22 protein-coding genes are annotated in these 23,648 nt (G+C 61.6%); 13 read left to right on the top strand and 9 right to left on the bottom strand.

Going from position 1 to position 23,648, the window contains the following annotated elements:
* Positions 1-171: 171 nt before the first annotated feature.
* The 7 genes from NMB39_RS01900 to pilG form a co-directional block, all read right to left on the bottom strand.
* Complete coding sequence (locus NMB39_RS01900) at positions 172-426, bottom strand: DUF6124 family protein (RefSeq protein WP_494339661.1); 255 nt, start codon at positions 424-426, stop codon at positions 172-174.
* Between the two features lie 508 nt (positions 427-934).
* Positions 935-1,390, bottom strand: a complete 456-nt coding sequence (locus NMB39_RS01895; protein WP_494339662.1) for a chemotaxis protein CheW — start codon at positions 1,388-1,390, stop codon at positions 935-937.
* The gene (locus NMB39_RS01890) at positions 1,383-7,196 is read right to left on the bottom strand and encodes a hybrid sensor histidine kinase/response regulator (RefSeq protein WP_494339663.1); all 5,814 of its coding nucleotides are present in this window, start codon (positions 7,194-7,196) and stop codon (positions 1,383-1,385) included. Before NMB39_RS01890 ends, NMB39_RS01895 begins: the two co-directional genes overlap by 8 nt.
* Before the next feature lie 161 nt (positions 7,197-7,357).
* On the bottom strand, positions 7,358-9,409 hold the full coding sequence (locus NMB39_RS01885) for a methyl-accepting chemotaxis protein (protein ID WP_057022843.1): 2,052 nt from the start codon (positions 9,407-9,409) through the stop codon (positions 7,358-7,360).
* Positions 9,406-9,930 (bottom strand): chemotaxis protein CheW, encoded by a 525-nt coding sequence (locus NMB39_RS01880; protein WP_059396642.1) that lies wholly within the window; start codon positions 9,928-9,930, stop codon positions 9,406-9,408. The genes NMB39_RS01885 and NMB39_RS01880 overlap by 4 nt, the downstream gene beginning before the upstream one ends.
* A gap of 11 nt (positions 9,931-9,941) precedes the next feature.
* Positions 9,942-10,307 carry a twitching motility response regulator PilH gene (pilH, locus tag NMB39_RS01875; RefSeq protein ID WP_014720320.1) on the bottom strand — a complete coding sequence of 122 codons (366 nt, stop codon included), beginning with the start codon at positions 10,305-10,307 and terminating at the stop codon, positions 9,942-9,944.
* A gap of 46 nt (positions 10,308-10,353) precedes the next feature.
* The gene (gene pilG / locus NMB39_RS01870; RefSeq protein ID WP_046069925.1) at positions 10,354-10,761 is read right to left on the bottom strand and encodes a twitching motility response regulator PilG; all 408 of its coding nucleotides are present in this window, start codon (positions 10,759-10,761) and stop codon (positions 10,354-10,356) included.
* A 238-nt stretch (positions 10,762-10,999) separates the two neighbouring features.
* On the opposite strand from pilG, the gene gshB reads away from it, so the two are divergent.
* The 7 genes from gshB to NMB39_RS01835 all read left to right on the top strand — a co-directional run bounded on the left by gshB (position 11,000) and on the right by NMB39_RS01835 (position 16,929).
* The gene (gene gshB / locus NMB39_RS01865; protein ID WP_046069926.1) at positions 11,000-11,953 is read left to right on the top strand and encodes a glutathione synthase; all 954 of its coding nucleotides are present in this window, start codon (positions 11,000-11,002) and stop codon (positions 11,951-11,953) included.
* Positions 11,954-12,030: 77 nt separating this feature from the next.
* A complete protein-coding gene (locus NMB39_RS01860; protein WP_494339664.1) occupies positions 12,031-12,936 on the top strand; it encodes an energy transducer TonB in 906 nt (301 codons plus the stop codon).
* Between the two features lie 50 nt (positions 12,937-12,986).
* The gene (locus NMB39_RS01855) at positions 12,987-13,556 is read left to right on the top strand and encodes a YqgE/AlgH family protein (protein WP_057022840.1); all 570 of its coding nucleotides are present in this window, start codon (positions 12,987-12,989) and stop codon (positions 13,554-13,556) included.
* On the top strand, positions 13,556-13,993 hold the full coding sequence (gene ruvX, locus NMB39_RS01850) for a Holliday junction resolvase RuvX (RefSeq protein ID WP_057022839.1): 438 nt from the start codon (positions 13,556-13,558) through the stop codon (positions 13,991-13,993). Before NMB39_RS01855 ends, ruvX begins: the two co-directional genes overlap by 1 nt.
* A gap of 132 nt (positions 13,994-14,125) precedes the next feature.
* Positions 14,126-14,632, top strand: coding sequence for a bifunctional pyr operon transcriptional regulator/uracil phosphoribosyltransferase PyrR (pyrR, locus tag NMB39_RS01845; RefSeq protein WP_367235671.1), 507 nt, complete (start codon positions 14,126-14,128; stop codon positions 14,630-14,632).
* Positions 14,633-14,656: 24 nt separating this feature from the next.
* Complete coding sequence (locus tag NMB39_RS01840) at positions 14,657-15,661, top strand: aspartate carbamoyltransferase catalytic subunit (RefSeq protein WP_046069930.1); 1,005 nt, start codon at positions 14,657-14,659, stop codon at positions 15,659-15,661.
* Entirely contained in the window at positions 15,658-16,929 is a 1,272-nt protein-coding gene (locus NMB39_RS01835; RefSeq protein ID WP_367235669.1) for a dihydroorotase, read from the top strand. The genes NMB39_RS01840 and NMB39_RS01835 overlap by 4 nt, the downstream gene beginning before the upstream one ends.
* A gap of 139 nt (positions 16,930-17,068) precedes the next feature.
* Here the strand turns inward: NMB39_RS01835 and NMB39_RS01830 are convergent, their stop codons facing one another.
* On the bottom strand, positions 17,069-17,497 hold the full coding sequence (locus NMB39_RS01830; protein WP_046069932.1) for a TM2 domain-containing protein: 429 nt from the start codon (positions 17,495-17,497) through the stop codon (positions 17,069-17,071).
* Positions 17,498-17,746: 249 nt separating this feature from the next.
* Between NMB39_RS01830 and NMB39_RS01825 the strand changes: the two genes are divergently transcribed.
* Positions 17,747-18,385 carry a C40 family peptidase gene (locus NMB39_RS01825; RefSeq protein ID WP_046069933.1) on the top strand — a complete coding sequence of 213 codons (639 nt, stop codon included), beginning with the start codon at positions 17,747-17,749 and terminating at the stop codon, positions 18,383-18,385.
* Positions 18,386-18,463: 78 nt separating this feature from the next.
* Here the strand turns inward: NMB39_RS01825 and NMB39_RS01820 are convergent, their stop codons facing one another.
* Positions 18,464-19,498 (bottom strand): type IV pilus twitching motility protein PilT, encoded by a 1,035-nt coding sequence (locus NMB39_RS01820; RefSeq protein ID WP_367235668.1) that lies wholly within the window; start codon positions 19,496-19,498, stop codon positions 18,464-18,466.
* A gap of 57 nt (positions 19,499-19,555) precedes the next feature.
* Here NMB39_RS01820 and NMB39_RS01815 point away from each other — a divergent pair, with 57 nt between their 5' ends.
* The 5 genes from NMB39_RS01815 (at position 19,556) to metW (ending at position 23,638) form a co-directional block, all read left to right on the top strand.
* The gene (locus NMB39_RS01815; RefSeq protein WP_043046293.1) at positions 19,556-20,242 is read left to right on the top strand and encodes a YggS family pyridoxal phosphate-dependent enzyme; all 687 of its coding nucleotides are present in this window, start codon (positions 19,556-19,558) and stop codon (positions 20,240-20,242) included.
* 34 nt (positions 20,243-20,276) lie between these two features.
* The gene (gene proC, locus NMB39_RS01810; protein WP_057022834.1) at positions 20,277-21,095 is read left to right on the top strand and encodes a pyrroline-5-carboxylate reductase; all 819 of its coding nucleotides are present in this window, start codon (positions 20,277-20,279) and stop codon (positions 21,093-21,095) included.
* A 25-nt stretch (positions 21,096-21,120) separates the two neighbouring features.
* Positions 21,121-21,708, top strand: coding sequence for a YggT family protein (locus tag NMB39_RS01805; protein ID WP_003195087.1), 588 nt, complete (start codon positions 21,121-21,123; stop codon positions 21,706-21,708).
* A gap of 141 nt (positions 21,709-21,849) precedes the next feature.
* Positions 21,850-22,992 (top strand): homoserine O-succinyltransferase MetX, encoded by a 1,143-nt coding sequence (gene metX, locus NMB39_RS01800; protein WP_046069938.1) that lies wholly within the window; start codon positions 21,850-21,852, stop codon positions 22,990-22,992.
* Positions 22,993-23,017: 25 nt separating this feature from the next.
* On the top strand, positions 23,018-23,638 hold the full coding sequence (gene metW, locus NMB39_RS01795; RefSeq protein WP_005792273.1) for a methionine biosynthesis protein MetW: 621 nt from the start codon (positions 23,018-23,020) through the stop codon (positions 23,636-23,638).
* Positions 23,639-23,648: the final 10 nt, after the last annotated feature.

The following is a 23,648-nucleotide window of genomic DNA, read 5'->3' as shown; positions in this document are numbered from 1 at the left end:
CGTTACGCCTGGAGTAACGAAGCTAAAAATGTGGGAGGGGGCTTGCTCCCGATTGCGGTGAGTCAGCAATAAGTTTGTCAACTGACACACCGCTATCGGGAGCAAGCCCCCTCCCACATTTGCTCAGTGTTGCTTGTTAGATATCGGTCCCAAACAAGGACCGATCAGTCCCTATTTGGGACCGTTTGAAAATTTCGGCGAAGGGCTGATTTGCTCAAGTGCCCTATCGACCAACAACTGACCAAACTCTGCCATTTGCTGAATCCCGAGCATGATGGCGCGCTGGGAAGTGTCCAGGTCGAAAGCCAGGTTGTAGGTGAGTGCGTTGAGGGAGGACAGGGTTTCGCTGGCGTTGACCAGCAGGGTTTCGGTGTTTTGGTGGGGGTTTACGGTGAAGAGGGGTGGATTGGGGGTAGGTTTGATCATGATGAAACTCCTAAACAGTCAGTAAGGAGCGCCACCGTTCGCTTGCACGCGAATGAGGGTGGCGACCGTGCGCAGGTGTGCAAGACCGGGCCTGTTTAGGACACCCAGCAGGTCCGAAGACCTCCTGCGCGCAGCCGCCATAAAGCAGCGAGCACAAAAAACGCCCGTGGTTGGCTGGGCGTTCGTACGCCTAAACAGTTTCGTCGGACTTGCACGTCCGTGTCACCGTTTTTTGCGATGACGGGACGAAGACTAGGCGTGCGGACCTCTCACCACAAGTTCATGCGCGGCCCAAAATCTTGCAGGAAAAATCCGAAGCCTTTTATGTCGAAGGGCGTGCAGGAAGTTTCATACAGCGTTTTGGATTGATTGAGATCTTGGGCCATCACAATTCAGTGTGGGAGCTGGCTTGCCTGCGATAGCGGTGGGTCAGTTGTTGATGCAGTGACTGACAAGCCGCCATCGCAGGCAAGCCAGCTCCCACATTGGAATTTCACAAGGCTTATGTTCAGGCCAGGCCGGACTCAACCAGCAGCGCCTCCAACCCCATCAAATCCGGCACCTTCGCCACCTGCTCCCCTACCTGCACCGCCGCCAGTTCCAACGGGCACAGCGGCACGTCCACATAGCTCAATTCGCTATCGAGCTTGTACGAACGCGGGATGCCTTGAATCACCAGTGCAATGAATTTCAACGTGGGCCTGCCACCCAACGCATTCAACACCACGATCCGCGAGCGTTCGCCGGTCACGCTGGCGTCACCGCACACGGCTTCAAAGCTGATCAAGGGGATTTGCCGATCGCGCCAGGTCACCTGGCGCAGATACCACGGCGGTGCATCGCTGGCCGGTTCGCCGCGCTGGAAGTCGATCAGCTCGGCGATGGCGACGTTGGGCAGCACCAAGTGGCGGTCGGCCAGGGGCAGTAGCAGGCCGGTGAGTTGGCTGGCGCGGTGGTCAAGCATGGGACTTGCTCCAGTAGGCGATGCTTTCCAGCAGCACCGACTCCTGGTACGGCTTGCCGAGGTAGTCGTTGACGCCGATGGCCATGGCGCGGTCGCGATGTTTCTGGCCGGTGCGCGAGGTGATCATGATGATCGGCAGGCGCATCAGGCGGGGGTCGTTGCGCACCTGGATGGCCACCTCGAAGCCGTCCATGCGCGGCATTTCGATGTCGAGCAGCATCAGGTCCGGGGTGTGTTCTTCGAGCACGGCGATGGCGTCGATGCCGTCCTTGGCGGTGAGCACGTTCATGCCGTTGCGCTCCAGCAGGCGGCTGGTGACTTTGCGCACGGTGACTGAGTCGTCCACCACCAACACTAGCAGCGGGCGCTTTTTCAGCGGGTCGTTGAGGATCAGCGGCGCATCCACCGCCTGGGCCGGCATGGCCGGTTGGCGGGCGCGGATATGCGCGAGCAGGTCGATGATCAACACCACGCGGCCATCGCCCAGAATGGTCGCGCCGGACAAACCTTGCACTGCGGCGAACTGCGGGCCCAGACCCTTGACCACGATCTCCCGAGTTCCGGCCATGGCGTCCACATGCACCGCCACGCGCCGTTCATTGCAGTGCACCAGCAGCACCGGCACCGGCTGGTACTGGCCGAGCAGTTTCGGGCGGCTGACGGTGTGCAGCAGGTCGCCCAGGTAGAACAACTCGTAGCGCTGGCCGGCATATTCATAGTGCGGCGGATCTTGCTGGTAGTGCCCCGCCAGCTCGTGGGGCAGCACGCGCACCAAACCTTCGATGGTGTTGAGGGGAATCGCGTATTGGTCGTCTGCGCATTGCACCATCAGCGCCCGATTGACCGACACGGTAAACGGCAAGCGAATGCGAAAATGCACGCCCGCCCCCGGCGTCGAATCGATCACCATCGAACCGCCGAGCTGGCGCACTTCTTCATGCACCACGTCCATGCCGACGCCGCGCCCGGAAATCTGCGTGATTTTTTCCGCGGTGGAGAAGCCAGGCTGCAGGATGAATTGCAGCACGTCGCGATCACTGATCTCTTGATCAGGGCCAAGCAGGCCGCGCTTTATCGCCTTGCGCCGCACGGCTTCAAGGGGCACGCCGGCACCGTCGTCGCGCATGTCGAAGACGATATCGCCGCCTTCGTGAGTCAGGTCCAGGGTGATACGGCCCTTCTCCGGCTTGCCCGCCTGCAACCGTATCTCGCGGGATTCCAGGCCGTGGTCCACAGCGTTGCGCAGCATATGTTCCAATGGCGCCGCCATGCGTTCGAGTACGTTGCGGTCCATCTCGCCTTCGGCATTGCCGACGATGAACTCCACGTCCTTGCCCAGCTCCTGCGCCACTTGGCGCACGATACGCTTGAGGCGCGGCAGCATGCGTTCGAAAGGCACCATGCGCGTGCGCATCAGGCCCTCCTGCAACTCGGTGTTGATGCGCGCTTGTTGCTGCAACAGGTCGTGGGCATCCTGGTTGCGGCGCTCGAGGGTGTCCTTGAGATCGAGCAGGTCGGAGGCCGATTCAGACAGCGCACGGGCCAACTGCTGCAGTTGCGAATGGCGGTCCATTTCCAGCGGGTCGAATTCTTCATAGCCCAGACGCTCGGCCTCGGCCTGCTGGCGACTGAGCAGGCGGCTTTGGGTTTCGCTGTCGAGTCGGCGCAATTGGTCGCGCATGCGCTCGATAGTCGTTTGCACCTCATTCAATGCGATGCGCGCATCGTTGACTTGCTGCTCGATACGGCCACGGAAGATCGAGGTTTCGCCCGCCAGGTTGACCAGGTCGTCGAGCAGGTCGGCAGAAATTTTCACCATGTCGGCAGCAGGATCGATCACCGCCTCACCCTTGCCTGCCGGCAACGCCACCGGCATGACTGGCTCATCACTGGGGTGCACCAGGCTCTTGATGCGTTCGATCAGTTTGTCCACCGAGCCGACGGGCAATCCATCCGCTACGGCGTCGATCATCTGCGCCAGGCGGTCATGGCAACCTTGCAGCAGCGCAAACAGCTCAGGGGTCGGCGCGAGCAAGCCGGCGGACAAGCCTTCGTAGAGAAATTCGAGCTCATGGGCCAAATCGCCAATCGGCCCGATCTCGACCATGCGTGCGCCGCCCTTGAGGGTATGCAGGTCACGCAGCAGGGTTTCGACTTCCTGGCGATTGCCCGGCTCGGCCTGCCAGCGCACCAGCGCGCTGCCTGAGCTGTCGAGGATATCGGCGGCTTCTTCGAGGAAGATATCCAGCAGCTCAGGGTCGGCACCCGAGGCCGGCTCCGCCGCAACCGGAGTTGTTGGTGTGCTGCTCTGGCGCAGCTCCCGCAGTTTGGCGACCAGCTCGGCGCCATCGCTCAAGGGCTGCCGGTGTTGCAGCTCTTCGAGTTGCAAGGCCAACCGTTCGTGGCTGGCCATCAATACCAGGGACAGCTCGGTAGAGTAACTGTAGCGGCGGTCCACCAGGCCCTCATACAGGCACTCCAGCTCATGGGCCAGGTCGCTCACCGGGTCGATTTCGGCCATGCGCGCACCGCCCTTGAGGGTGTGCAGGTCGCGTTGCAACGAGGACAACGGCGTCGCATTGTCGGGCTCCAGCAGCCAGCGCTTGAGGGACTGCCCGGCGCTGTCGAGGATATCCACGGCTTCTTCGAGAAAGATATCGACAATCTCGTCGTCCATCGCCGTCTGCTGGCCCAGCTGCGCAGTGGCGGCGCCCAGCTCGGAAATACTCAGCGCACGGCTGCCGTCGCTTTTGACCAGGCCGGTAGCCGAAGGGTCCAGCGCGTCATCCAGTAGCTCGCGCAGGGCTTGCACCCGCGCCGGCGCCGGGCTGATTTCCTGGCCGGCGGCCAACTGGTCGAGCATGTTGATCAAGGCTTCATGGGCCTGCTCGGCTTCCAGGAAAAACCGCTCGCTGACCGCCAGGCTGCTTTCTTCTACGGCGCCATACAGGTCGAGCAAGGCTTCGCACAGCGCATCGATGGGGTGCAGGTCGGCGATGTGCGCGCCCTCCCCCAAGGTCGTCAGTTCATCCAGCAGTGCGGTGAGCTCCTGGCGCTCGCCGGGGTGTTGCTGCCAGCGACGCAGCAGGCTTTCGGCATCGAGCAGGATGTCCATGCCCTGGGCCAGGAAATTGGTGATCAGTTGCGGGTCGCGCTTGATACGCAGGCCTGTGCCTGGGCCGTCGAGCAGTGCTGCAAGCTGCTGGTCCAGCAGGCTTTGGGTACGGCTGATCAGATCTGCCGCCCCTTTGATCGGTGCCAGGGGATCGCTGCCCAGGTCGCGCAACCCGCGCTGAAAAAGCCCTTGGGCCTCAAGCAGCAGCTCCACTTCATCCAGGTCCAGCGGCAGGCGGTGGGCCTTGTATTCGCGGGTCAGGCGATCGAGCGGCCGCGCCAGTTCGGCGATGGGTAGCACGCCGGCCATGTAGGCACTGCCCTTGAGGGTGTGCAGGGCGCGTTGCAGTTCATCACTGACCTGCAGCGGCACATGCTCTGCAGCCTGTTGCAGGAAGTGGTCAAGGCTGTCCAGGTGGCTCTGGGCTTCGTTGCGGAAGATCTCCAGCAGCATCGGGTCATGGGGTTCGGCAGTCGACACGGGTGCGCTGCTGGCCAAGGCGTGTGCACGGGCGGCCAGGGCGTCGACTTCGTCGCGCTGACGCTGGGCATCGGTAGCAAAATCGGCGATCAATTCCGGCAGCAGGGCCACCGTTTCATCCAGCACCTGCTGCACCTCGGGGCCAAGGGTGACGCTGCGTTCCAGTACACGATTGAGCAGGTTTTCCACAGCCCAGGCCAACTCGGCCAGCACCAGGGCGCGCACCATGCGGCCGCTGCCTTTGAGGGTGTGGAAGGCCCGGCGCATTTCACCCTGGGCGAATTTGTCCGTGGTGTTGGGCAGGTTGCGATGCAGCACCTCAAGGACTTCTTCGGTTTCCTCAAGGAAGACTTCGCGCAACTCATCGTCAATCGGCGCTTCATCAGCCGGCGGCGGTAACAGGCTGCCCGGACGCCGCAAGGCTGGAGGATTGAGGCGGGAAGTGGGGCTGGCCAACGCATCGAATTGGGACTGGCTCGGTGCGGTCTCGGTGGACAATGCGCCGTCGGGCGCGGCCAGGGCCTGGCGCCAGGGTTTTTCGGTTGGCAGGTAACCCAGTGCGCTCAAGCCCTGAGTCGCCAGTTCCAGCACTTTTTCGCCGGCCGCGTCAGGATCTTGGAGCATGCGTTCGAGGTAATACTCCAGGCTGCTGATCACCTCGGCGAAATGCGCCAGTTGCGCCTCGCAAGGCGCAGCGTCACTGACCATCAACTGCTCATCGACGTAGTCGGTGCAACCGCGCATCAGGCTCGCCGCCCGCGGCAGGGGAATCATCGCCAGGGCGCCGCGCACTTGGCTCAAGAGCTCCGGCAGGGATTCCAGGCGCTGGCGGTCCCAGTGGGCCTCGATGCAGTCGATCACCAGCTCCTTGGCCTGCTTCAAGCACTGGCAGGACTCACGAATCACCAATTGATGAATCTGAGTCAGGTCGGTGGTGGGCAGGCGATTCTCTTCGCGGCTTTCCGGCTCGACGGTGCCGATCATCCCGGCCAACGTCGCTTCGACGTAGAGCAAGGCACCGGCCACATCCATCAACACCGCATCACTGGGTTCACGCTGGCCCTGGACCAGGCTCAACACCACGGCGAGTTGGTCAATGATCACTTTGCGCGGCTGGCCAAACCCCAGTACGGCAAGGGTATCGGCGATCTGCCGCAGCGGCGCCAGCAGCGCGTCGAGGTCGTTGGTGTGTTGGCGGTCACTGCGTACGAACAGGTCGAGGCGCTCCTTGACCCGCACCAGTTCCTCGCACAAGGCGCCAAGCACCGAGCCCATGGCATTGCGATCCGGCCCGGCCAGCCGCGCACGCTCGGCATCCACCACGGCACTGTCGGGCAAGGCTTCGTCCAGGCCATAGCGTTCTTTCAGGCTTTGCATGCGCGGCGTCGGACGGGTGACTTTGGCGACGTAGAACAACAGGCTCTTGAGCAATTCATCCGGCGCCGGCTGGTTGATACCGCCGATGCCCTGGGCCAGCAGGCGCTTGAGTTGTTTGTCACTGGCCTTGAGCAGGCTGCGCAGCGCCGGGCTGTTGGCGATCACGCCAGTGAGCATGCCTTCGACCAGCGCCGAGGCGACCTGCCACAACGGCAACAACGGCGCGCCCTGGCACAGCGCTTCAAGGCGCGCGAACACCCGCGCCATGTCTTCCAGGTTGCTCGGGCCGTGGTCTTCGCGCAGCAACCCGGCGAGGGCTTGTTGCAGCAGTTGGTGCCACTGGCGCAATTGTTCATGCAAATCCGGTGTCGCACGCAGGGCCAGTGCTTCATCAGGCAGCGGCGTGATCGACAGCAGTTGCGGGCTGAACAGGCTGGTTTCCGACAACAGGCTTTCACCCCGGGCGCTGCGCAGGTCGTTGAGCAACGGCAGCACCACCAGTGGCAAGTCGCGGCGGGCGCTGTGTACGCGGTCGAGGTACAGCGGCAATTGGCCGAGGGCTTGTTGCAGCAGGCGGATGCTTTCATCGCGCTGGCCGACACGACCGGCCTGGAGGGCCAGGGCCAGCGCCTCGATCTCTTCGGCCAGCAACGCCGCGCCATAGAACTCGACCATTTGCAGCGCGCCATGTACCTGGTGAACACCGGCCAGGCACTCGTCGATGGCGTCGCCGGTTTCAACGTACAGATCCAGCGCCGAACGGGCCTGCTTCAGGGTTTCGGCAATGTCGCCCTTGACCCATTCGAGGGCCACATAGTCGTGCCGATCAACCATAACTGCTCCGCTTTGAATTCGTGGGTTGCTGGTGTTCTTGAAACCAATGGAGATCAAATGTGGGAGGGGGCTTGCCCCCGATAGCGGTGTATCAGCCAGCAGGTGTATTTACTGACCCGCCGCAATCGGGGGCAAGCCCCCTCCCATATATGGAGCGCATTTCAATCATCAGTCTGCTTGGGCGGCGGGAGCGTGAAACCCGACACCGACCTGCGCAACTGACTGGCCATCTTCGCCAGGTTACCAATGCTCTCGGCGGTGGCGGTGGAACCCGACGACGTCTGGGTGGTGATCTGCTGGATCACGTTCATGGTCAGGGAAATCTGCCCCGCCGACGAGGTCTGCTGCTGCGCCGCATTGGAGATACTCTGGATCAGCGCCGCCAGGGTTTTCGACACGCCTTCGATCTCTTCCAGCGCCACCCCCGCGTCCTGGGCAAGACGGGCGCCACGCACCACTTCGGTGGTGGTCTGCTCCATGGAAATCACCGCTTCGTTGGTGTCGGCCTGGATCGCCCGCACCAGGGTCTCGATCTGCCGCGTGGCCGCCGACGAGCGCTCGGCCAACCGTTGCACTTCATCGGCCACCACAGCAAAACCGCGTCCGGCGTCCCCGGCCATGCTCGCCTGGATCGCCGCGTTAAGGGCGAGGATATTGGTCTGGTCGGCGATGTCGTCGATCAGGCTGACGATGTCACCGATTTCCTGGGAGGACTCGCCCAGGCGCTTGATGCGCTTGGCGGTGTCCTGGATCTGTTCGCGAATGTTGTCCATGCCGTGGATGGTGTTGTGCACCACCTCGTTGCCTTTGTTGGCGATCTCCACTGAACGCTCTGCCACCGCCGAGGATTCGGCGGCGTTGGCCGATACCTGGTCGATGGACTGGGCCATCTGCTCAATCGCCGTCGAAGCCTCGGCAATCTGCTGGGCCTGATGCTCCGACGCCTGGGCCAGGTGCATGGCGGTGGCCTGGGTGTCCTGCACCGCCCCGGCGACTTGCCCGGCGGTGAGGTTGATGGTGGCAACCAGGTCGCGCAGCTGGTCTACGGAGTAGTTGATGGAGTCAGCGATGGTGCCGGTGAAATCTTCGGTGACCGAGGCCGTGACGGTGAGGTCGCCGTCGGCCAGGTCTTCGATTTCATCCAGCAGGCGCATGATCGCGTTCTGGTTGCGCTCGTTCTTCTCAGCGGTTTCATGCAATTGGCGGTTGGTCTCGCGCACCATGACCAGGCCGATCAGGATGATCGAGGCCAGCGCCAGCAGGCCCAGTACGTAACCACCGATGGTGTCGAAACTGCGCCCACTGGCAAGGTTTTCAAAACCGGTGGCCAGGTGCGAGGCTTCATCGAGCAGGGTTTGCGACAGATTGAAAATATGGCTCGCCGATGCCCGCACCTGGAACAGTTGCGGCGAAGTCTCGAGAATTTCATCCACGGAGCCGGAGACGAACTCGAACAGCTCGGCGATTTCCGTCAGTCGCGCACGGGCGTCCTGGTCTTCGACCTGGGTGATGCGCAGCCCCGGGTTGCCGTTGAGCATACCGTTGAGCACCACGCCGAAACGGTTGGCATCGCGGCCAAAGGCATCAGCGGCCTGCACCGCGGTTTCGTCCCCTGCGAGCACAGTGTTGACCGCCCCCAGGATACGTTCGGCCAGCAGTGATTGGCGCTGGGCCAAAGCCACCTGACTGGCCGGGGCGCCGCGTTGCAGGAGGATATCGACGACTTTTTCCGACTCCATCTGCAATTGCGGGACGGTTTCGGCCAGGGTCGCGGCCACTTGATGCAGGGACAGTACAGTCTGCTCGCTGGCAAGGATCGCGTCGGTGTTTTTCAGCAACGCCTCCCAATCGGTCTGCACCGCACGCATTTCGGCGCGTACCGCACTGGGCGCAGCCGGCAAGCCGGTTTGCGGGTCGCCTTTTTTCAGATAGCCCCAGCGCTGGGCAAAATCATTGCGCGCATCGCCCAGCAGTTTGAACGCGGCGGCCTTGCCGGCGGCCGCTTCGGTAGCGTTCTTGGCGATGCGCTGGGACAGCACGCGCAGCTCACCGGCGTGGCCGATGTACTGTTTATCGTAGGTGGACTGGGTGTTGAGGTACGCGAAGTTGGCGAACAACAGCATGATGAACACGATCAAGGCGATAAACAGCACGATGATCTGTGAACGGCTGCGCGAAGCGGCTTGGGGTTTGGGCGAGGTAGCGGTGCTCATGCGGCGACATCCATGAAGCCTGGGGCCTGGGCCAGGGCGAAGGGACTGATGACTTGCCACTGCGTGTCGCCGTCGAAGTGGCCCTGGATAAACGGCGCGCCGGAGGCGGTGCTGGCCATCCAGGCATCCAATGGGAAATGCTGCATACCCGCCACCTCGTCTACCAGCAGCCCGACAAACAGGTCGTTGAACTCCACCACCAATACGCGCCGTTGCTTGCGCGCCTTGGACAACTCAAGACCAAGGAAACCACCCAGGTCCATTACCGGCAACAAGCGCCCGCGCAGGTTGGCCACGCCCTTGACCCAGGGCTTTACCCCGGGTATCAGGGTGCAACGCGGCTCATGCAACACTTCGGCGACTTCGCCCATGGGCGCCACGTACCCGTTTGCCCCTACACGGAAAGCAATTCCGCTCCAGCGTTGCAGGCGGGTTTCCTGGGACGGCAGGTCGGCGGCCAGCAGGCGGCAGCGGCGGTCGATGTCCAGCAGCAGTTCGAAGGCGGTTTGCGACTCGGTCATGATCGCGAGCCTTAGCCGGCCAGTACCTTGTTCAGGGTGGCGATCAGGGTTTCTTCGTCCACCGGTTTGGTCAGGTAGTCCTTGGCGCCCTGGCGTGCGCCCCAGATCTTGTCGGTTTCCTGATCCTTGGTGGTGATGATGATGATCGGGATGCCGTTGGTTTCCGGCTCCTTGGACAATTGGCGCGTGGCCTGGAAGCCGTTGAGACCCGGCATCACGATGTCCATCAGCACCGCGTCGGGTTTTTCCTGGCGGGCCAGGGCCACGCCGTCCGCGCCGTTTTCGGCTTTCAGGACCTGGTGGCCGTGCTTTTCCAGCATGCCGGTAAGTTTGTACATTTCGGTCGGCGAATCGTCGACGATCAGAACACGTGCCATGGTTTTCCCCACTACATTGGTCGGCGCCGGCCCTTGTGGGGTGGCGTCAGTGTGCTTGTTCTACTGCGGCGAAGGCAGGCACATAGGCCTTTATCACGCCCAGCAGTTCTTCCTTGCTGAAAGGCTTGGTCAAAAACTGATCGACACCCACGATGCGCCCCTTGGCCTTGTCGAACAGGCCATCCTTGGAGGACAGCATGATTACCGGGATCGCCTTGAACGCCGGGTTGTTCTTCACCAGGGCGCAGGTCTGGTAGCCATCCAGGCGCGGCATCATGATGTCGACAAAGATAATGTGCGGGTGATGATCCACAATCCGCGCCAGGGCATCGAAACCGTCGATGGCCGTGATGACCTCGCACCCCATGTTCTTCAACAGGGTCTCGGCGGTGCGGCGGATCGTTTTCGAATCGTCGATCACCATCACCCTCAAGGCGTTGGAATGCTGTTCCATATCTGCTCTACCATCGCCACAGCGAATCGGTTTTCGGTGTGTACTGCCTGATGTTGCACAGGATGAACGCCGCAAGCCTTGGAATTCAAGGGCTGCTGCGCCGTGGCAGTCTTTTTAGCACAGTCTCGGGGAGCAATCTATCGAGGCACCCGCCCAGTGGTTTTTCCTTGACCCACAACAGCCGCAGCGCCACTCTGACGCCACTTTTATGCGCCCTAATTTGCTAGAGGAAATCCCCATGAGCGTTCGCGTCGGCATTGTCATGGACCCTATCGCCAGCATCTCCTATAAAAAGGACAGTTCGCTGGCCATGCTCCTGGCCGCCCAGGCCCGCGGCTGGACGTTGTTCTATATGGAACAGCGCGATCTTTACCAGGGTGACGGCCAGGCCCGCGCGCGCATGCGGCCGTTGCAGGTGTTCGCCAACCCTGAGAAGTGGTTCGAGCTTTCAGACGAAATCGACAGCCCCCTGAGCGACCTCGACGTGATCCTGATGCGCAAGGACCCGCCGTTCGACATGGAATTCGTATATTCCACCTACCTGCTGGAGCAGGCCGAACGGGCCGGCGTGTTGATCGTCAACAAGCCGCAGAGCCTGCGCGACTGCAATGAAAAGCTGTTCGCCACCCTGTTCCCGCAGTGCACGCCACCGACCGTGGTCAGCCGCCGCGCCGATGTACTGCGTGAATTCGCCGCCAAGCATGGCGATGTGATTCTCAAACCACTGGACGGCATGGGCGGCACCTCGATCTTCCGCCACCGCGCCGGCGACCCGAACCTGTCGGTGATCCTCGAGACCCTGACTGTACTGGGCACCCAGCAGATCATGGGCCAGGCCTACCTGCCGGCGATCAAGGACGGCGACAAGCGCATCCTGATGATCGACGGCGAGCCGGTGGATTACTGCCTGGCGCGTATCCCGGCAGCAGGCGAGACCCGTGGCAACCTGGCGGCCGGTGGTCGCGGTGAAGCGCGACCGTTGTCGGACAAGGACCGCTGGATCGCCGCCCAAGTCGGCCCGACCCTGCGGGAAAAAGGTCTGCTGTTTGTGGGACTCGACGTAATTGGTGAGCACCTGACTGAAATCAACGTCACCAGCCCTACCTGTATTCGCGAGATCGACAATGCATTTGGCACGAACATCGGCGAAATGCTGATGGCCGCCATTGAGCGCAAGCTACAAGCCAAGTGACATAGAACAGCCGGACACACACCAACATTGCGTTATCATGCGCCACCTGTGAAACGCGCGATGTTGGTTTTCTTGTCATGACACTCCCGTCCGATCTGCCCCCAGAACTCACCCACAGAGGCGTGCGCCCGGCTGATCGGCTCGGATTTACCTTGTTTCTCGCCGCATTGATTCACCTCGCCTTGCTGCTGGGCGTGGGCTTCACCATGGTCGAGCCCAAGCAGATCACCAAGACCCTGGAAATCACCCTCGCCACGTTCAAGAGCGAAAAGAAGCCCGAAAAAGCCGATTTTCTCGCCCAGGACAACCAGCAAGGCAGCGGCACCCTCGACAAGAAAGCGGTGCCCAAGACCACCGAAGTCGCGCCCTTCCACGACAACAAAGTCAATAAGGTCACCCCGCCGCCGGTCCCCAAACCCGAGGTCAAGCAGGCTGCGCCCAACGCGGCCGTGACTACCGTCGCGCCCAAGCCGCAAAAAGCCCCGACCCAGCGCGAAAAGACCAAGACCGAACCCAAGCCCGAACCGGTGAAACCCGCGCCAACCTTCGACAGCTCGACGCTGTCCGACGAAATTTCCAGCCTGGAAGCCGAACTGGCCCATGAACAACAGCTGTACGCCAAGCGCCCGCGCATCTATCGCCTGAACGCCGCCTCGACCATGCGCGACAAAGGCGCCTGGTATAAGGACGAGTGGCGCAAGAAGGTCGAGCGCATCGGCAACCTCAACTACCCGGAAGAAGCCCGGCGCCAACAGATCTATGGCAATTTACGCTTGCTGGTGTCGATCAACCGTGACGGTTCGCTCTATGAAGTGCAGGTGCTGGAATCCTCCGGCCAACCGTTGCTGGACCAGGCCGCCCAGCGCATCGTGCGCCTGGCCGCGCCCTTTGCGCCGTTCAGCGGCGACTTGAACGACGTGGACCGCCTGGAAATCATCCGCACCTGGAAGTTTGCCAAGGGCGACCGACTATCCAGTAACTGACGCCGCTCCTGCACTTGTCAGTTCGCCCCTCCAACGCCACACTAGCGGACATGAAAAACGTCAGCCCGACCTACCTCAAGCACCAATTCCTGATCGCCATGCCCCATATGGCCGACCCGAACTTTGCGCAGACCTTGACCTATATCGTCGAGCACACGGCCAATGGTGCCATGGGGCTGGTGGTCAACCGCCCGCAGGAGCTGAACCTGGCCGATATCCTCGAGCAATTGCGCCCGGAGATCGATCCTCCGGCCCGTTGCCAGAGCGTGCCGATCTACATCGGCGGGCCGGTGCAGACTGACCGCGGCTTTGTGCTGCACCCCACCGGGCCGAAGTTCCAGGCCACGGTCGACCTTGAAGGCGTGTCACTGTCCACTTCCCAGGATGTGCTGTTCGCCATCGCCGACGGCGTTGGCCCAGAGCAAAGCGTGATCACCCTAGGCTACGCCGGTTGGGAAGCCGGGCAACTGGAGGCCGAACTGGCCAGCAATGCCTGGCTGACCTGCCCGTTCGACGCCGATATCCTGTTCAACACTGCCAGCGAACTGCGCCTGGAAGCGGCCGCCGCCAAGCTGCGGGTCAACCTCAACCTGTTGACCAGCCAGGCGGGACACGCCTGATGGCCTTGCGTCTGATCCTAGGTTTTGACTACGGCACCAAGCAGATCGGCGTAGCGGTCGGCCAGGTCATCACCGGCCAGGCTCGTGAACTGTGCACCCTCAAGGCCCAGAACGGCGTGCCGGACTGGAACCAGGTTGAAGCCCTTATTAAAGAGTGGAAGCCAGATGCGGTAGTGGTCGGCCTGCCCTTGAACATGGACGGCACCCCCAGCGACATGTGCCTGCGCGCCGAGAAGTTCGCCCGCCGCCTCAATGGCCGCTACAACCTGCCCTTCTATACCCACGACGAGCGCCTGACCACCTTTGAAGCCAAGGGTGAGCGTCGCGACCGTGGCGGCCAGAAGGGCAGCTACCGCGACAACCCCGTGGACGCCATCGCCGCCGCTTTGCTGTTGCAGGGGTGGCTGGATGAAAACACTGCTTTATTTGCATCCTGACCCGCCGCGATCCTGTGGGAGCGGGCTTGCCCGCGAAGAACGTTAACGATACCGCGTGAAGGCTGGATGAACGCGGTGCCCATGAGTTTTTCGCGAGCAAGCTCGCCCCTACACACTTAATAAGGAGCCCCCATGAGCCTGCCCAATCCCGCCGAACTGATCAGCCAGATGGCAATACGCCTCAAGGCGCACCTGAAACAACGCGCCATCAGCGAACCGCGCTTTATCGGTATCCGCACCGGTGGTGTGTGGGTGGCCCAGGCGTTGCTGGAAGAGCTGCGCAGCGACTCGCCCCTGGGCACCCTGGATGTGTCCTTCTACCGTGATGACTTCAGCCAGAATGGCCTGCACCCGCAAGTGCGTCCTTCGGCCCTGCCGTTCGAGATCGAAGGCCAGCACCTGGTATTGATCGACGACGTGCTGATGAGCGGTCGCACCATCCGCGCCGCCCTGAACGAGCTATTCGACTACGGCCGCCCGGCCAGCGTGACCCTGGTGTGCCTGCTGGACCTGGACGCCGGCGAGTTGCCGATCAGCCCGGACGTGGTCGGCGCGACCCTGTCACTTTCCGCCCAGCAACGGGTAAAATTGTCCGGTCCCACGCCGCTCGAACTCGAACTGCAAGACCTTGCCCTTTAAACCGCCTTGTACAGAGTCCCCGCGATGACGCCTCTAGATGCCAAGCGCCCGCTGCAGCTCAATGCTCAGGGCCAGTTGCAACATTTCTTGTCCCTCGACGGTTTGCCCCGCGAACTGCTCACCGAAATCCTCGATACCGCTGACTCGTTCCTCGAGGTCGGTGGCCGGGCGGTGAAGAAGGTACCGCTGCTGCGCGGCAAAACCATCTGCAACGTGTTCTTCGAGAACTCCACCCGTACCCGCACCACCTTTGAGCTGGCAGCCCAGCGGCTGTCGGCCGACGTGATCACGCTGAACGTGTCGACCTCGTCGGCGAGCAAGGGTGAGACCCTGCTCGACACCTTGCGCAACCTGGAAGCCATGGCCGCCGACATGTTCGTGGTACGCCATGGTGACTCCGGCGCCGCGCATTTCATTGCCGAGCACGTGTGCCCGAACGTCGCGATCATCAACGGCGGCGACGGCCGTCACGCCCACCCGACCCAGGGCATGCTCGACATGCTCACCATCCGTCGGCACAAGGGCAGCTTTGAAAACCTCTCGGTGGCCATCGTCGGCGACATCCTGCATTCGCGGGTGGCGCGCTCGAACATGCTGGCCCTGAAGGCCCTGGGTTGCCCGGATATCCGCGTGATCGCACCCAAGACCCTGTTGCCCATCGGTATCGAGCAATACGGCGTGACGGTCTACTCCGACATGACCACAGGCCTCAAGGATGTGGATGTGGTGATCATGCTGCGCCTGCAACGCGAGCGCATGGCCGGTGGCCTGTTGCCGAGCGAAGGCGAGTTCTACCGTCTGTTCGGCCTGACCACTGCACGCCTGGCGGGCGCCAAGCCGGACGCCATCGTGATGCACCCGGGGCCGATCAACCGCGGTGTGGAAATCGAGTCGGCGGTGGCCGACGGCCCGCAGTCGGTGATCTTGAACCAAGTGACCTACGGTATCGCCGTGCGCATGGCCGTGCTGTCCATGGCCATGAGCGGGCAAACCGCGCAACGTCAATTCGAGCAGGAGCAGGCCCAGTGAAGCTCAGCATTCTCGGTGCCCGAGTCATCGATCCAGCCAGCGGCCTGGATCAAGTTACCGATCTACATCTGGATGCCGGCAAGATCATCGCCATCGGCGCCGCGCCCGCTGGCTTCGGCGCCGTCGAGAGCATCGACGCCAAGGGCCTGGTAGCCGCACCAGGGCTGGTGGACCTGAACGTCGCCCTGCGCGAGCCGGGCTACAGCCGCAAAGGCAATATCAACAGCGAAACCCAGGCCGCCGCAGCCGGTGGCGTGACCAGCCTGTGCTGCCCGCCCAATACCAAGCCGGTGCTGGATACTTCGGCGGTGACCGAACTGATCCTCGACCGCGCCCGCGAAGCCGGCAATTGCAAGGTGTTCCCTATCGGCGCCCTGAGCAAAGGCCTGGATGGTGAACAACTGGCTGAACTGATCGCCCTGCGCGACGCCGGTTGCGTGGCTTTCAGCAATGGCCTGGACAATTTCCGCAGCACGCGCACCCTGTGCCGCGCCCTGGAATACGCGGCCACTTTCGACTTGACGGTGATCTTCCACTCCCAGGACCGCGACCTGGCCGAGGGCGGCCTGGCCCATGAAGGCGCAGTCGCCAGCTTCCTCGGCCTGCCGGGCATTCCGGAGACCGCCGAAACCGTGGCCCTGGCCCGTGACCTGCTGCTGGTGGAGCAAAGCGGCGTGCGTGCGCATTTCAGCCAACTGACCAGCGCCCGGGGCGCGGCCCTGATTGCCCAGGCCCAGGCCCGAGGTTTGCCGGTGACGGCAGATGTCGCCTTGTACCAGCTGATCCTGACGGATGAAGCGCTGATCGACTTTTCCAGCCTGTATCACGTGCAGCCGCCCTTGCGCACCAAGGCCGACCGTGATGGTTTGCGGGCGGCGGTGAAGTCGGGCGTGATATCGGCGATCTCCAGCCATCACCAGCCCCATGAGCGCGACGCCAAGCTGGCACCTTTTGGTGCGACCGAGCCGGGCATCAGCAGCGTGGAGTTATTGCTGCCGCTGGCGATGACGTTGGTGGAGGACGGCTTGCTCGACCTGCCAACGCTGCTGGCACGCTTGAGCGCTGGCCCGGCTCTGGCCCTGCGCCTGCCGGCGGGCAAGCTTGAAGTCGGTTCGCCAGCGGACCTGGTGCTGTTTGACCTGGGCAGCTCGACGGTGGCCGGGGAGCACTGGTTGTCGAAGGGCGAAAACTGCCCGTTCATCGGCCACAGCCTGCCGGCGACGGTGCGGTACACCTTCATGGATGGGCGTATCAGCTACCAGGCTTAAAACAAATATCAAGTAAGCACAGTAAATGTGGGAGGGGGCTTGCTCCCGATAGCGGTGGGTCAGCTAAAGATAAGCTGGCTGACCCACCGCTATCGGGAGCAAGCCCCCTCCCACATTTTGTTCTCTATGGGCCGAGAGATCAGCGGCCGTTATTGCGCTCAGCATTACGAATCGAAATCTGCGTATTCAACGTCCAGAAGTCATATAGCACCCCCAGCAGGAACAAACCGCCGGTCAGCAGGTAGATCAGGCCGGTGATCCATTTGCCTTGGTACATACGGTGCACACCGAACACACCCAGGAATGCCAACAGAATCCACGCGACGTTGTATTCAATCGGCCCGGCGGTAAAACGCAGGTCGGCTTCACGGTCCATGGCCGGGATCAGAAACAAGTCGATCAGCCAGCCAATGCCCAGCAGGCCGAAGGTGAAAAACCAGATCGTACCGGTCACGGGTTTGCCGTAATAAAAGCGATGCGCCCCGGTAAAACCGAAAATCCACAGTAGGTAACCGATCACCTTGCTGTGGGTATCTTGCTGCTGACCAACCTGTTGATAGGTGTTCATGAAGGACCTCTTTTGCTTCGATAGATAAATTTTTTCATTTTCTTTGTGACTTTTTTACGAGCGCCCGACGTACGGCAAATGGTATCTTCCTGCCCTCAAAGCCTTATGCCACCTGACTTGTGTAGGACAATTGCGGCAATTCGTCGCGTTTTTCCTGAATTTGACCCCAAGGTTCAGTCGACAAACGGCCTGAGAACGACACAAAAAGCTGTTATAAAGTTGCGCGCAAACCCATAAGAGCCACGCCTAATGCGACCATTTTTCAAGACATGGCTGACCATCTGCCTATTAATGCCACTGGCCGCCCACGCCACCAATCGTGAGCAACGACTTCCGAACGTCAATGGTTTCACCCCTAAAGTCCACAGCACAACCAGTACGGCCAAATCGGCAAAGCTGACCGTCAACCGCCCAACTCAACTGAGCAAGGCCCACGGTAAAGCAACTCCCGGCCTGATGGCGGTGAACACCAAGCAAAGCAGCAACGTGCTCAGCCGCGCCGTCAACGTGCTCGGTACTCCTTATCGTTGGGGCGGCAGCAGCCCAAGTAAAGGGTTCGACTGCAGCGGCTTGGTGAAATATGCCTTTAACGATGTAAAAGCGGTGGATTTGCCACGCACTTCCAACGCCATGGCGGCCGGTCACGGCTTGAAGGTTGATCGCAAAGACCTGAAGCCGGGCGATCTGTTGTTCTTCAAGTTGAAGAGCCGCCAGGTCAACCACGTTGCCATCTACCTGGGCAACGACCGCTTTATCCACGCGCCACGCCGTGGCAAGTCGGTAAGCATCGACACGCTGAAAAAGCCGTTCTGGGACAAGAACTACGTGATTGCCAAGCGGGTGCTGCCGAAAGAGCAGAACAGCAACCTGCGGATCGTGCAGCGCTGATCTTCAGCTGAAATACAGTAAACAATGTGTGAGGGGGCAAGCCCCCTCCCCACATGTGGTTTCATTGTTTGAAAAATTTCATATGTCTGCAGGCACCCTCGCCTTCTCTCGCGCATCGTCTCGACTGATCACGCCTCGCGCAACCAACGCCTTCAAACTCATATCCAGCGTCTTCATTCCCAACGCCCCACCGGTCTGAATCGCCGAAACCAACTGCGCCACCTTGTCTTCGCGGATCAGGTTCCGGATCGCTGGCGTGCCCAGCATGATTTCATGGGCAGCCACGCGCCCGCCGCCGACCTTCTTCACCAGCACCTGGGACACCACCGCCTGCAACGACTCCGACAGCATTGAGCGGACCATGGCCTTTTCCCCGGCCGGGAAGACGTCTATCAGCCTGTCCACGGTCTTTGCTGCCGATGAAGTGTGCAGGGTGCCAAATACCAGGTGCCCGGTCTCAGCGGCCGTCAGCGCCAGGCGAATGGTTTCCAGGTCGCGTAGCTCACCCACCAGTATCACATCCGGGTCTTCCCGCAGGGCTGAGCGCAGGGCGACCGAAAAGCTGTGGGTATCGCGGTGCACTTGGCGCTGGGTGATCAGGGATTTTTTCGGCCTGTGGATAAATTCAATAGGATCTTCCAGGGTGAGGATATGCTGGCGTCGATGCTGGTTAAGGTGGTCGATCATCGCGGCCAAGGTGGTGGACTTACCCGAGCCGGTGGGCCCAGTGACCAGTACCAGACCGCGTGGAAGCTGGGCGATACGCTGGAAAACCTCGCCCAGCCCCAGGTCTTCCAGGCTCTGGACCTCGGTCGGGATAGTGCGAAATACCGCACCCACGCCGCGATCCTGGCGGAACACGTTTGCCCGGAAACGCGCCACGCCAGGCAACTCGAAGGCAAAATCCGTTTCAAGAGATGTTTCGAAATCCTTTTGTTGGTGTTTATTCAGTAAAGGGCACACCAGGTCGACCATTTGCGATGCCTCAAGCCTCGGCCAATCCATGGGCCAGACCTCGCCATCGATGCGCAGCATCGGCGCCAGGCCGGCCGACAGATGCAGGTCGGAGGCGCCTCGGCTTACGCTGGCCGCCAGCAATTGCGTGATATCCATAGGGCTTTCCATTTCCAGTAGAATGCCGCGGACTCCATATCCACGGGTGCAACTTGAATGTCGACGATAGCAGACAACATCGGCCTGGTTAGCCAGCGCATTCGCGCCGCAGCCGAGGCCGCGCAACGTGACGCAAGCAGCATCCACCTGCTGGCCGTGAGCAAGACCAAACCTGCTCAGGCGGTGCGCGAAGCCTATGCCGCCGGTATGCACGACTTTGGCGAGAATTACCTGCAGGAAGCCTTGGGCAAACAGGCCGAATTGACCGATCTACCCTTGAGTTGGCACTTCATCGGCCCCATTCAATCGAACAAGACTCGCGCCATCGCCGAGAACTTCGCCTGGGTGCATTCCGTGGACCGCCTGAAAATCGCACAACGCCTGTCCGAACAACGCCCGGCCGACCTGCCGCCGCTGAATATCTGCATCCAGGTCAATGTCAGCGGCGAAGCCAGCAAGTCCGGCTGCACGCCTGCCGACCTGCCGGCCCTGGCCAATGCCATCAGTGCGTTACCGCGCCTGAAGCTGCGTGGCCTGATGGCGATCCCCGAGCCAACTGAAGACAGGGCCGCACAGGATGCAGCGTTCGCCAGGGTGCGCGACCTGCAAGCCAGCCTGGACCTGGCGCTCGACACACTTTCCATGGGCATGAGCCATGACCTTGAGTCGGCCATCGCCCAAGGCGCCACCTGGGTGCGCATCGGTACCGCCCTGTTTGGCGCCCGCGACTACGGCCAGGCGTGAAATGGCTGACTTCCCTCGAAAATAAGGACCTGTCATGAGCAACACGCGTATTGCCTTTATCGGCGCCGGTAACATGGCGGCCAGCCTGATCGGCGGCCTGCGGGCCAAGGGCCTGGACGCCGAGCAGATCCGCGCCAGCGACCCGGGCGCCGAAACCCGCGAGCGCGTCAGCGCCGAGCACGGTATCGAAACGTTTGCCGACAACGCCGAGGCCATCCATGGCGTCGACGTGATCGTACTGGCGGTCAAGCCCCAGGCCATGAAGGCCGTGTGCGAGAGCCTGCGCCCGAGCCTGCAACCCCATCAGCTGGTAGTGTCCATTGCCGCCGGTATCACCTGCGCCAGCATGAACAGCTGGCTCGGTGCCCAGCCCATCGTGCGTTGCATGCCTAACACCCCGGCGCTGCTGCGCCAGGGCGTCAGCGGCTTGTATGCCACCCACGAAGTCACAGCGCAGCAACGCGACCAGGCCGAGGAGTTGCTGTCTGCCGTGGGCATCGCCGTGTGGCTGGAGCAGGAACAGCAGCTGGATGCGGTTACCGCTGTTTCCGGCAGCGGCCCGGCCTACTTCTTCCTGTTGATCGAGGCCATGACCGCAGCCGGCGTCAAGCTGGGCCTGCCTCATGATGTCGCCGAGCAACTGGCCGAACAAACAGCCCTGGGCGCCGCGAAAATGGCCGTCGGCAGCGATGTGGATGCCGCCGAGCTGCGCCGTCGTGTAACGTCCCCGGGCGGCACTACGCAAGCCGCCATCGAATCGTTTCAAGCCGGGGGCTTTGAGGCCCTGGTGGAAACAGCACTGGGTGCCGCGGCACATCGTTCAGCCGAGATGGCTGAGCAACTGGGCAAATAGTCGTCCCTTACCAAGGTAATCAAACATGCTCGGAATCAATGACGCTGCCATTTTTATCATCCAGACCCTGGGCAGCCTGTACCTGCTGATCGTGCTGATGCGCTTTATCCTGCAACTGGTGCGGGCCAACTTCTACAACCCCCTGTGCCAGTTCGTGGTCAAGGCCACGCAGCCACTGCTCAAGCCGCTGCGCCGGGTGATCCCGAGCCTGTTCGGCCTGGACATGTCTTCGCTGGTGCTTGCGTTGCTGCTGCAAATCCTGCTGTTCGTGGTGATCCTGATGCTCAACGGCTACCAGGCGTTCACCGTGCTGCTGTTGCCATGGGGCCTGATCGGTATTTTCTCGCTGTTCCTGAAGATCATCTTCTGGTCGATGATCATCAGCGTGATCCTTTCGTGGGTCGCACCGGGCAGCCGTAGCCCGGGTGCCGAATTGGTGGCCCAGATCACCGAACCGGTGCTGGCGCCGTTCCGTCGCCTGATCCCGAACCTGGGTGGCCTGGATATCTCGCCGATCTTTGCGTTTATCGTGATCCAGCTGCTGCAAAGCTGGGTGATTCCACGCCTGGCGTACTTTGCATACATGCCCAAAGAGCTGTTCGGCCTGATCTGAAATATGCAAAAAATTGTGGGAGGGGGTTTGCCCCCTCCCACATTTGTATCTTTGTATTGAATTGAATCCGTGCAGGCCTTTGCTTGCCGCTGGGGGCCCCGCTCTTTAGACTTACGCCTCATTTAAACGAGAGCAGGGTCGATGCCAGCTGCCTTCCCCCCCGATTCCGTTGGACTGGTCGTGCCCCAAGTGGCGCACTTCAGCGAACCGCTGGCCCTGGCCTGCGGCCGTTCGTTGCCCGCCTACGACCTGATCTATGAAACCTACGGCGAACTGAACGCCACGGCGAGCAACGCCGTGCTGATCTGCCACGCCTTGTCCGGCCATCATCACGCTGCCGGCTTCCACTCTGTGGACGAGCGCAAACCCGGCTGGTGGGACAGCTGCATCGGCCCCGGCAAACCCATCGACACTAACAAGTTCTTCGTGGTCAGCCTCAACAACCTCGGCGGTTGCAACGGTTCCACCGGCCCCAGCAGCCTCAACCCGGAAACCGGCAAGCCGTTCGGCGCGGACTTCCCGGTGCTGACCGTGGAAGACTGGGTGCACAGCCAGGCACGCCTGGCCGACCTGCTGGGCATCGGCCAGTGGGCCGCAGTAATTGGCGGCAGCCTGGGCGGCATGCAGGCGCTGCAATGGACCATCAGCTACCCGGACCGCGTCCGCCATTGCCTGGCCATCGCCTCAGCGCCCAAGCTGTCGGCGCAGAACATCGCCTTCAACGAAGTGGCGCGCCAGGCCATCCTCACCGACCCCGAGTTCCATGGCGGTTCGTTCCAGGAAGCCGGCGTGATCCCCAAGCGTGGCCTGATGCTGGCGCGGATGGTGGGGCATATCACCTACCTGTCCGACGATTCCATGGGCGAGAAATTCGGCCGTGGTCTCAAGAGCGAGAAGCTCAACTACGACTTCCACAGCGTCGAGTTCCAGGTGGAAAGCTACCTGCGTTATCAGGGCGAAGAATTCTCCGGGCGTTTCGACGCCAACACCTACCTGCTGATGACCAAGGCCTTGGACTATTTCGACCCGGCCGCCAACCACGGCGACGACCTGGCGAAAACCTTCGAGAACGTCACGGCCAAGTTCTGCGTCATGTCATTCACCACTGACTGGCGTTTCTCGCCGGCCCGCTCCCGTGAGCTGGTGGACGCCCTGATGGCCGCCAAGAAAGACGTTTGCTACCTGGAAATCGATGCTCCACAAGGCCACGATGCCTTCCTGATCCCGATCCCACGTTACCTGCAGGCGTTTCGCAACTACATGAACCGAATCACGCTTATATGAATTGCTTACGCTTTGGGAAAACGCCATGAGAGCCGACCTGGAAATCATCCAAGACTGGATCCCCGCCGGCAGCCGCGTGCTCGACTTGGGCTGCGGCGATGGCGAACTGCTGAGCTGGCTGCGCGACAACAAGCAAGTTACCGGCTACGGCCTGGAAAACGACCCGGACAACATCGCCCAGTGCGTGGCCAAGGGCATCAATGTGATCGAGCAGGACCTGGACAAGGGCCTGGGCAACTTTGCCAGCAACAGCTTCGACATCGTGGTGATGACCCAGGCCCTGCAAGCGGTGCACTACCCGGACCGCATTCTTGACGAAATGCTGCGCGTTGGCCGCCAATGCATCATCACCTTCCCCAATTTCGGTCACTGGCGCTGCCGCTGGTACCTGGCCACCAAGGGCCGCATGCCGGTCTCGGATTTCCTCCCATATACCTGGTACAACACGCCGAACATCCACTTCTGCACCTTCGAAGACTTCGAAGCCCTGTGTGGCGAGCGTGAAGCCAAGGTGATCAACCGCCTTGCCGTCGATCAACAGCACCGCCACGGCTGGGCGAGTAAGCTATGGCCCAATCTATTGGGCGAAATCGGTATTTACCGGGTCAGCAGCCCTGGCCTGACCGACCACAAAGTTGCCGTCTAATCATTTTCAA

The sequence above is a fragment of the Pseudomonas sp. FBCC-B545 genome (assembly GCF_059134095.1).
Note: the sequence above shows the minus strand (reverse complement) of the source record. Positions and strands in the feature narration are given on the sequence as shown.